This window comes from Arthrobacter sp. ISL-72, from assembly GCF_018613755.1.
Taxonomy (GTDB): Bacteria; Actinomycetota; Actinomycetes; order Actinomycetales; family Micrococcaceae; genus Arthrobacter.
In genome coordinates this window covers 1-8,164 of the sequence record NZ_JAGGPP010000040.1, presented here as the reverse complement: position 1 = coordinate 8,164, position 8,164 = coordinate 1, and the positions used below count along the sequence as shown (strand labels likewise).

Sequence of the window (8,164 nt, the reverse complement as noted above, 5' to 3'; positions counted from 1 at the left end):
CAGAAACTCATGGCCATTGACACCCCGGGAAGTGGGCTCAGGTTCCGGCCATCGGCTCGTGATGCCACCATCCCTCCCAGGGAGATGACGAGATGGTGCCGGCGGGGAACCTTTCATCGCGGCGATAAATCACGCGCTCTTGATCGCAGTTGTTGTATTCGGCAGGGACGTCGAGGAAGGTATTCAGGATGCTCAAAAAAACTTTCATGACTCCTGTCTCCCGGTGTTGGGTTCGACGGTCTCCGATGATCGCCGATGGTTTCACCTTGGTTGTCAGGGGTCCGGGTCACTTCCCGGACCCAGTGCAGCAAGGCCTGTCTTTATGCATGCTGGTCAAAGGGTGAGCAAAGTAGAACTGACGAACAGAAGGTGCACGGGGGCGGATCCTGACGTGACCAACGTCTCCCCTCCCCAGTTAGATATCATGGAATACTTCAAGTTAGACTAACTATCTTGATTCTAAGTTACTTAGAACAAAGCTGCAATGGGTAATGTGCGCCGCTCCGCCGCCGGCTATTTCAGGAGCTTCGTCTGCCATCCTGTTCGTGCTGTTGGAAGCTGCACTTGTAGTGGTTGGATTACACCAGGCTGTGCCACCTAGTTAGAAGCCCGAGCAGTTTCGATCCTTCGCAACCAGTTGTAGTCAACAGATGAGGAGCCAGAACAGCTGGTTACCTGTCTCCACGAATACGCCAAACCATAGAGCCGTCATTTCGTGAAAATAGTCTCCGGCCAGCGCCGGTCGCCAGATGCAGCCAAAGGATAAGACCGTCTTCAGTCCTAGCATCAACTTGGCCGGAAGATTCGAGCTGCCCCCTTCTGTGAACAAGAAACCGTGTCTCCGGGAATCAACATTGTCCAGTCCCGAACGTATTCGGCATTGGGGCAGGCACTTCAGGAGCCCCGCCGGCTGAGGGGTTGTTTTTGGGAGTGCTCGGCCTCGAGCCATGTTTTCCTCCATCTGATGCTCGCCTCAAGGGGGCGGCAAGGGTTGCCTTCACCCTCGCACTAAACCTCGTGGGTAAAGCTCCGAAAATGTCGTCCGGCAGCGTAGGCGGTTCGCTTGGTAGTTCGCGCTTTAGCGGAAAGATGTCGAAGTTGAACTGCCGAGTAGTTGGTGGACGACCCTCCCGAACGCTGAAGGTGATATTGCCGGGACCATCAGGAGCATGACGCGCTGATGGCCCCGGCAAGTTGCTCCCCGGAGTCCGTTTGGTTTACCTCGGGTAGGGGTCTGCGATGCCGATGTATTGGGTGGTGGTGTATTCGGCGATGCCTTCGGATCCGCCTTCGCGGCCGAGGCCTGATTGTTTTACGCCGCCGAAGGGGGCGGCGGCGTTGGAGATGACGCCGGCGTTGAACCCGACCATGCCGAATTCGATTTGTTCAGCCACGCGGAGCAGCTTGTTGAAGTCGTGGCTGTAGAGGTAGGAGGCCAGGCCGTATTCGGAGGCGTTGGCCAGTTTTATGGCGTCTTCTTCGGTGGTGAAGGTGGTCACGGGGGCAACGGGTCCGAAGATTTCCTGGCCCAGGATCGCCGCGTTGTTAGGGACGCCGGCGAGGACAGTGGGCTGGTAGAAATAGCCGGGCCCGTCTACGGGTGCACCGCCGGTGATAGCGGTGGCTCCGGCGTCGACGGCGGCTGTCACCAAGGCGTGCACATCGTCGCGGGCGCCTGCGTCAATGAGCGGACCGACCTGGGTGGCGGGGTCGGTGCCGCGGCCAGTTGCCAGCGCGCCCATCGCGGCGGCGAACTTGGCGGTGAATTCCTGGGCGACCGATTCCTGGACGAGGAAGCGGTTGGCGGCCGTGCAGGCTTCGCCCATGTTCCGCATTTTCGCCGCCATCGCACCCTCCACTGCGGCGTCGAGGTCTGCGTCCTCGAACACGATGAACGGTGCGTTGCCACCGAGCTCCATTGAGGTGCGGAGCACGTTCTGCGCGGCGTCGGCCATGAGGCGTTTGCCGACCGGGGTGGAGCCGGTAAAGGAGACCTTCCGCAGCCGCGAGTCCTTCAACAGCGGGCCCGAGATCCCGGACGCGGACGAGGAGGAGACGACGTTCAGGACACCGGCGGGCAGGCCGGCGTCGAGCATGGTCTGCGCGAAGTACTGCGCCGTCAGCGGGGTGAGCCTGGCGGGTTTGAGGACCATGGTGCAGCCGGCGGCGACGGCGGGCGCAACCTTACGGGTGGCCATGGCCAGCGGGAAGTTCCAGGGGGTGATGAGCAGGCAGGGCCCGACAGGTTTGTGCTGGACGAAGATCTTGTTCTTGCCCTCGGGTGTGGTGAGGTAGCGGCCGTAGTCGCGGACGGTTTCTTCGGAGAACCAGCGCAGGAACTCGGCCCCGTAGGTGACCTCGCCGCGGGCTTCGGCCAGTGGTTTGCCCATTTCCAGGGTCATCAGCAGCGCGAAGTCCTCGGCCCGTTCGGTGACCAGGTCAAAGGCGCGCCGCAGGATCTCCGCCCGGACCCGCGGCGCAGTTCGCGCCCAGGACGCCTGGGCAGCATCGGCCGCGTCCAGCGCAGCGACGGCGTCGGCGCTGGTCGCGGAGGCGAGGGTGGCGAGCACCTCCCCGGTGGCGGGATCGTGCACGTCAAACGTGCCGCCGTCGGACGACTCGCGCCACTGCCCTCCAATCAGCAGGCCCGTAGGGACGCTATTGAGCAGTTCAGGTTCGGTAAGTTTGGGGACAGTCAATTTTTTCCGTTCGTTGAGCAGCACCGGCGAGGTGGCGAGGATTAATGCCTGCGGCAGGGCAGAGTCCGCAGGCGTCCTAGTAGGCCTTGACTCTTTGCTCAACCACTAGATGGATGAGCGCAAAGATACGGTCTTCGTCGATAGCTTTCAGTGCCGCTTCAATTGCGGCAGGGATGTCAGCATCGCTGTCGACTTTGATGCCGAACCCACCGAAGGCTTGCGCCATGAGCGCGAATTCAGGGTTCTTTAGTTGTGTTCCGGAGACCCGGTCAGGGTAATGGCGTTCCTGGTGGGTGCGGATGGTGCCGTATTCCTGGTTGTCCATCACGATCACCAGGGGAGTGGCACCGTACTGCGCTGCGGTGGCCAGCTCCTGGCCGTTCATGAGGAATTCGCCGTCCCCTGCGGTGGTCACGATGCGCCGGCCAGGGTATTCCAGAGACGCTGCGATGGCCGAGGGAACGGAGTAGCCCATGGAACCGTTGCGGGCACTGATCATGGAGGCGTAGCGCTGGGTTGGGAAGTAGCGGTGGGCCCAGTTGGTGTGCTCGTCGGCGCCAAGGGTGATCATGGCGTCATGGGGGAGGGTTGGCACGAGGTTGGCCATCAAGGTGTCCATCCGTGCATGGCCGAGGGTAGGCCTCGCTTGGGGGAGCGCAGCGAAGGATTCCTGCTCAGTGCGCATCCGTGCCGTCCAGGCTTTCCATTCGTCCTTGACCGGGAGTTCGATCTTGGCGAGGTCGCGGATGAACACGTCCGGTTTGGCGACGATCTGGTAGGAAACTGGCCCTGACCTGCCTCGGAGGGAGGGGTCGATGGTGACGAGGAAGTTTTTCTTGGACCAGTCCTGACGGCACAGGAACCCGTCCGTGATGACGTCACCCGGGATAGTACCGACAAAGATCAGCAGGTCCGTCTCTTCGAGCAGGTCATAAGTGGGACGCGGGCGACCGTAACCGATAGGGCCGACGTAGGACGGGGAACTGAACGGAACGGTCCCCTGCGTCCGCCATTCCGCCGCTGCGGGAATGTCATGCTTTTCCAGCCAGGCGGTGAGCTGGTCGGCGCCCTCCTGCGTCCAGTCATTTCCACCGGTGACGAACAACGGCTTGCTGGAGCTGGCCAGGGCAGTGGCCAGGGCATCGGAATCCACTGTGGTCATGCCCCCCGTGGCAACAGGGATCGGCGGGTGAAGCTCGGCGGGGATCTGTTGCCTGATGACGTCCTCGGGCAACCCGATAACGACGGGGCCGGGCCGGCCGTTCATTGCAGAGAACATGGCCTCGGCGACGATCTCGGAGGCACGGTCCGCGTGATCCAGAACCATGACCCGCTTAGCGCCGGTGTCGAACCAGGCTTTAATGTCGAATTCCTGGAAAGCTTCACGGTCACGGTGCGCGAAAGGAATTAGCCCCACGAACAGCACCATCGGCGTTGAATCTTGCCACGCCGTGTGCAGTCCGACGTGAGCGTTGGCCGCACCCGGGCCACGGGTAACCATGGCAATGCCAGGCATCTGGTTCATCTTGCCGTCGGCCTCGGCCATGTAGGTGGCCCCACCCTCGTGGCGGCAGACAATGGTCTCGATCGTTGAGTCGTGAAGCCCGTCAAGTACATCAAGGAAGCTCTCGCCGGGGACAACGTGTGCCCGCCTGATGCCATGTGCGACAAGCGAATCAACAATGACGTGTCCTGCTGATTTGTGGGTTTTCCTGTCCTGGCTGGTTCGGACGGTTCCCACTGCCGCGGTCACTCGCTCACCGCCTTGATCGCTAGGACGGCCGATTGCCCTCCCTAGGTTGTGTGCTGGGTGGCATGGGGGAACGGGCTTGGCCAATGTTGTCGACTCCATCGTCATGCAGCTGATGCTGCTACTCAATTTCACAAATGAAAAAACAATGTCTTCTGCTGATACCCACAGCTGCACCAAGAAGCGTGGGTACCAGCTCTAGCTGGTACCCACGCTTCTTGGAGGAACACTTCTAGCGAGTGACTCCGTGCATCTCGGAGGTCGGCGGGTAGAAAGGAATCTCCGGCTTTTTCGCACCGATGATTACGCAGATCAGCGCGTCTTCTTCGCTGACGGTGCGAAGGCTTCGCGGCACGCCTGCAGGAACACGAATGAGGTCACGGTAGCCCAAAACACGGCTGGCCTTCTTGGTGCCGTCCTCGACATCGTGGACGCTGAACTCCACCTGTCCTTCGAGGACAAAGAATACTTCTTCGACGTCAGGGTGAGTGTGCTCAGGTCCTACGCAGCCGGCAGGCAGAACCATGTTGGAGAACGTGAAGTGTTCAGCCTGGAGGATGTTGTTGTCATCCGAGTGGTCCCCGGTCGCTCCGGAGCCGATGTAGCGGACCTGGCCACGCCGGAATTTGTCTCCCATTTTCGTCTGAAACTTCAGAGTGTCGAAGTCAACGACGCGGCTCTCACGGGACGCGATGGACGAATCGATGAGCTCTTCAAGATCTGTTGTTGGTGCACTTACGGTTTCGCTCATTGTTAAACCTCTCGGACTGGGGCGATGTAAACCAAGAAAACGTAGCAAAGCTAAGGAGCAAGTCCCTCAATTCTAACTATCTCAAGACTAAGGTATATTCCACCAAGTAACAAGACCTTGAGTGGAATCAACCTGAGTTATTGATCGCCGGAAAGCTCAGTGTTAAGATGCACTATCTACATCTAAAGGACAGGGCCATGCCTGACGAAACAACTGAAGCTGACGCTATTGACCACATTCTGGCGGATTGGCTGCGCGAACGGCCGGACCTGGATGCGAGCTCGATTGGCGTCCTTGGGCGGCTCTTGCGGCTGGCTAATCAGGTCCGCGCTGTCGAAAGTTCCTACTTTGATGAATACGGGCTGACACTTGCGTCCTTCGACGTCCTGGCCAACCTGCGCCGCTCTGGCCCACCACACAGGAAGACTGCCGGGGAACTCGCGACATCCTCCATGCTCACGACTGGTGGTATCACTTTCCGGTTGGACAGGATGGAGGAGCAAAACCTCATCGAGCGAGTCCGGACACGCGAAGATCGCCGGGTTGTCTACGCCCAGCTGACCGCTCACGGAAAAGCTATTATCGATGAGGCATTCGGTAAGCATTTAGACAAGCAACGTCAGATGTTGAGCGGTCTGACATCATCGGAGCTGGATCAACTAGCAGCGCTGCTCAAGAAGGCAGAGGCATCGGTGGTCGCATCTGATGTCAATGCGCTGGAAGCGGCTGGCCAAAACTCCTGAAACTCCTGCGTCTTCGCGTCAGTGCTTGGCTGGCGCATCCGGCATCCGGCATCCGGCATTCGCGGTCGCCGGGTCTGTCTACAGGAGGCTAATAACGCGAATGTCATTTTTTCCGGGGCATAAGTTGTAACAGAGTTTGACCTGCCGGTGCTCCTGGCGCGGTTCTAACCGGGAGGAATCCGCGGATGGCGGGGGAGGCTTAGTGCCCGATGCCACGCCGGGTCAGCAGTTCGGGGCTGTTGCTGCGCTCATATCAATCCGCCTCGGCCACCGATAATGGATTCCAGGGATCGTAGTACGGCGAACGGTACTACTCCACTCGTCCTCGGATTGTCCTCAGAGGGCTTGTTGCGGATTTCGAACCGGTATTCCCCGATGTTTCCAGACGCTTCAATGACGTGGCTGGTCAGTTCCGCTGCGGGGTCTGCCCTTACTCTGACCGTCACAGCGTCCCAGTTGTTAACAGCGATAGCAACGGCGGCGCCTGCGTTTAGGGACTTAGGGAACAACAGCGCGGCTTCAGCGGCCGATCCTTCATAAACGTCCAGTGGACCACGAGCATTGCGTATCTCCTCAACCAAAGCCTCTTTCATCCAGGGCTGGACAAGGGAGCCCGGCAACTTCGTCGTCGTAATCGTGACTTTGTCATAGCCTTCCGCACGGGCGCCGGAGGATAAAAGGTCAAGGCCGCCAACTGCGCCGGATGTCAGGAAGAGCCGGCCTGGCACGGCGGCGTGAAGCTGTCTTGAGAATTCTCTATCTGCCAGGGCGCCAATAGAGGTTACGAGCAGGTCAACACCCGCCCGGAGCACATCCTCAGCATGCTCGACGAGTGCTTCCTGACCTGCACATTCGACCAGTAGGTCGCAGCATTCCAGTGCCTCCGCCAGGTCCAACTGTTTCACCGGGACATTACTGAGCGGGCTCCGGGAGATAATTCCTTCCAGGACAGCCCCTGCGACCCGTCCCGCAGTGATCCCAGCGACGACGGGCACTCCAATGGCGCCGTAACCGATAACTCCGACACGGCAGGTGCGTGCTGATTTCATGATGTCCTTCGAGTCTTGATTAGGTAGTTGGCTCCGCTCGCGCAGGTGGTTTACGAAGCGCAGTGAGGAGAATATTTTCATCACGCTCGAAGGCACTTGTGCTCACTCGAATACCACGCTGAACTACCGGGTGATTTTCACGCGCTACACAGCGCTTGAGGGGAGGGAAAATGGTTCCCTCCAAAAGCCGGATTGCTGACAACAATCCGACTTTCGGAGGGTCAGATCGGGGGAGGACGCATCCACCCAGCCCGTGTCACCAGGGCATCTGGCCCTAATCCTGGTGGGCAGCCCCGATAATGCCTTGTGCTTCGATTTCCACCGTTAGCCCATCTTCGACGAGACGGCTAACCTCCACCAGAGTGGAGCACGGAAAGTCGCCCGAGAAGATTTCGGATCTGGCCTTGCCGACCAGCGCTTTATCGGAGATGTCGGTGAGGTAGATGCACAGTGTGATGATGTCATCGACTGTGCCCCCGCATGCTTCGGTAAGCTCTTTGATCCGTCGGAAGGTCTCTCGCGCCTGACTATAGGTATCGCTTCCACCGACAATGCCGCCACTACCGCCGGCATGCATGCCGGACAGGAAAAAGTGCTGCCCCTGCAACCGTGCGTTACTGAACATCTTTTCGCGCGGAGGCTCGGGAACTGTCGCCGCTTTCACCCTGCTCAAGGACTTACCCTTTCGTTGGACTCCCGGCGCAGGCGTTCGCGCACTGGCAGGAAGTCATACGTCGGATAGAACTCGGTGGAAAAGACACCCCAGGCCCGCCGTTCCAGCTCCACGTTGACGGTATTCAGCAGACGAGCCGGAAGCCGCAGGGCAACTATTTGGCCTACACCCATGGCGACTACCCAGGAGACGATCTCGCAACCTTCGGGCGGGAAGCCGTTCCACCAGTCCCGTTCATCCAGCCCGGCTTGAATCTGTTCCAGGTGCTGGGACTGATCATGCCGCAGAAAGACTGTCAGCAGCATGGAGTCATCCATTACAGCCCTTCACCTCTGAGGATAGCGGCCTGCTTTTCTGCGTCGGCTTCGTATACGCGCCTGATCCGTGCGACGCCGAGGTCGTGCTGGTAGAGGTGTTCATCTTTGTCAGCGTCGGCGGCGAGTGCTTCGAGCACTTCCCGGTCCTGTTCCAGGACTGCCCAGTGCTTTTCCTCAAGGGT

General features: G+C 59.6%; 8 protein-coding genes and 1 pseudogene. 1 reads left to right on the top strand and 8 read right to left on the bottom strand.

Annotation, left to right across the window (positions count from 1 at the left end):
• Positions 1-37: 37 nt before the first annotated feature.
• The 4 genes from J7I92_RS22555 to J7I92_RS22540 all read right to left on the bottom strand — a co-directional run bounded on the left by J7I92_RS22555 (position 38) and on the right by J7I92_RS22540 (position 5,200).
• Positions 38-208, bottom strand: a complete 171-nt coding sequence (locus tag J7I92_RS22555; protein ID WP_214844105.1) for a hypothetical protein — start codon at positions 206-208, stop codon at positions 38-40.
• A gap of 1,009 nt (positions 209-1,217) precedes the next feature.
• Positions 1,218-2,699 (bottom strand): NAD-dependent succinate-semialdehyde dehydrogenase, encoded by a 1,482-nt coding sequence (locus J7I92_RS22550; RefSeq protein ID WP_214844103.1) that lies wholly within the window; start codon positions 2,697-2,699, stop codon positions 1,218-1,220.
• A gap of 76 nt (positions 2,700-2,775) precedes the next feature.
• Entirely contained in the window at positions 2,776-4,452 is a 1,677-nt protein-coding gene (locus J7I92_RS22545; RefSeq protein ID WP_311380465.1) for a thiamine pyrophosphate-dependent enzyme, read from the bottom strand.
• 229 nt (positions 4,453-4,681) lie between these two features.
• Positions 4,682-5,200, bottom strand: a complete 519-nt coding sequence (locus tag J7I92_RS22540) for a cupin domain-containing protein (RefSeq protein ID WP_214844101.1) — start codon at positions 5,198-5,200, stop codon at positions 4,682-4,684.
• Between the two features lie 197 nt (positions 5,201-5,397).
• On the opposite strand from J7I92_RS22540, the gene J7I92_RS22535 reads away from it, so the two are divergent.
• On the top strand, positions 5,398-5,943 hold the full coding sequence (locus tag J7I92_RS22535) for a MarR family winged helix-turn-helix transcriptional regulator (protein ID WP_214844099.1): 546 nt from the start codon (positions 5,398-5,400) through the stop codon (positions 5,941-5,943).
• Positions 5,944-6,191: 248 nt separating this feature from the next.
• Here J7I92_RS22535 and J7I92_RS22530 read toward each other — a convergent pair whose 3' ends face one another.
• The 4 genes and pseudogenes from J7I92_RS22530 to J7I92_RS22515 form a co-directional block, all read right to left on the bottom strand.
• Complete coding sequence (locus J7I92_RS22530) at positions 6,192-6,992, bottom strand: aspartate dehydrogenase domain-containing protein (RefSeq protein ID WP_214844097.1); 801 nt, start codon at positions 6,990-6,992, stop codon at positions 6,192-6,194.
• 274 nt (positions 6,993-7,266) lie between these two features.
• Entirely contained in the window at positions 7,267-7,656 is a 390-nt protein-coding gene (locus tag J7I92_RS22525) for a RidA family protein (protein WP_311380466.1), read from the bottom strand.
• Between the two features lie 5 nt (positions 7,657-7,661).
• Positions 7,662-7,982 (bottom strand): hypothetical protein, encoded by a 321-nt coding sequence (locus tag J7I92_RS22520; protein WP_214844094.1) that lies wholly within the window; start codon positions 7,980-7,982, stop codon positions 7,662-7,664.
• A pseudogene (locus tag J7I92_RS22515) lies at positions 7,982-8,164 on the bottom strand (3-phenylpropionate dioxygenase); the annotation flags it as partial. The gene J7I92_RS22520 and the pseudogene J7I92_RS22515, both read right to left, overlap by 1 nt.

Bases quoted from the DNA above. Each gene is read 5' to 3' on its own strand.
- J7I92_RS22555 (WP_214844105.1), bottom strand. From the start codon at position 208: ATGAAAGTTTTTTTGAGCATCCTGAATACCTTCCTCGACGTCCCTGCC.
- J7I92_RS22540 (WP_214844101.1), bottom strand. From the start codon at position 5,200: ATGAGCGAAACCGTAAGTGCACCAACAACAGATCTTGAAGAGCTCATC.
- J7I92_RS22535 (WP_214844099.1), top strand. From the start codon at position 5,398: ATGCCTGACGAAACAACTGAAGCTGACGCTATTGACCACATTCTGGCG.
- J7I92_RS22530 (WP_214844097.1), bottom strand. From the start codon at position 6,992: ATGAAATCAGCACGCACCTGCCGTGTCGGAGTTATCGGTTACGGCGCC.
- J7I92_RS22520 (WP_214844094.1), bottom strand. From the start codon at position 7,982: ATGGATGACTCCATGCTGCTGACAGTCTTTCTGCGGCATGATCAGTCC.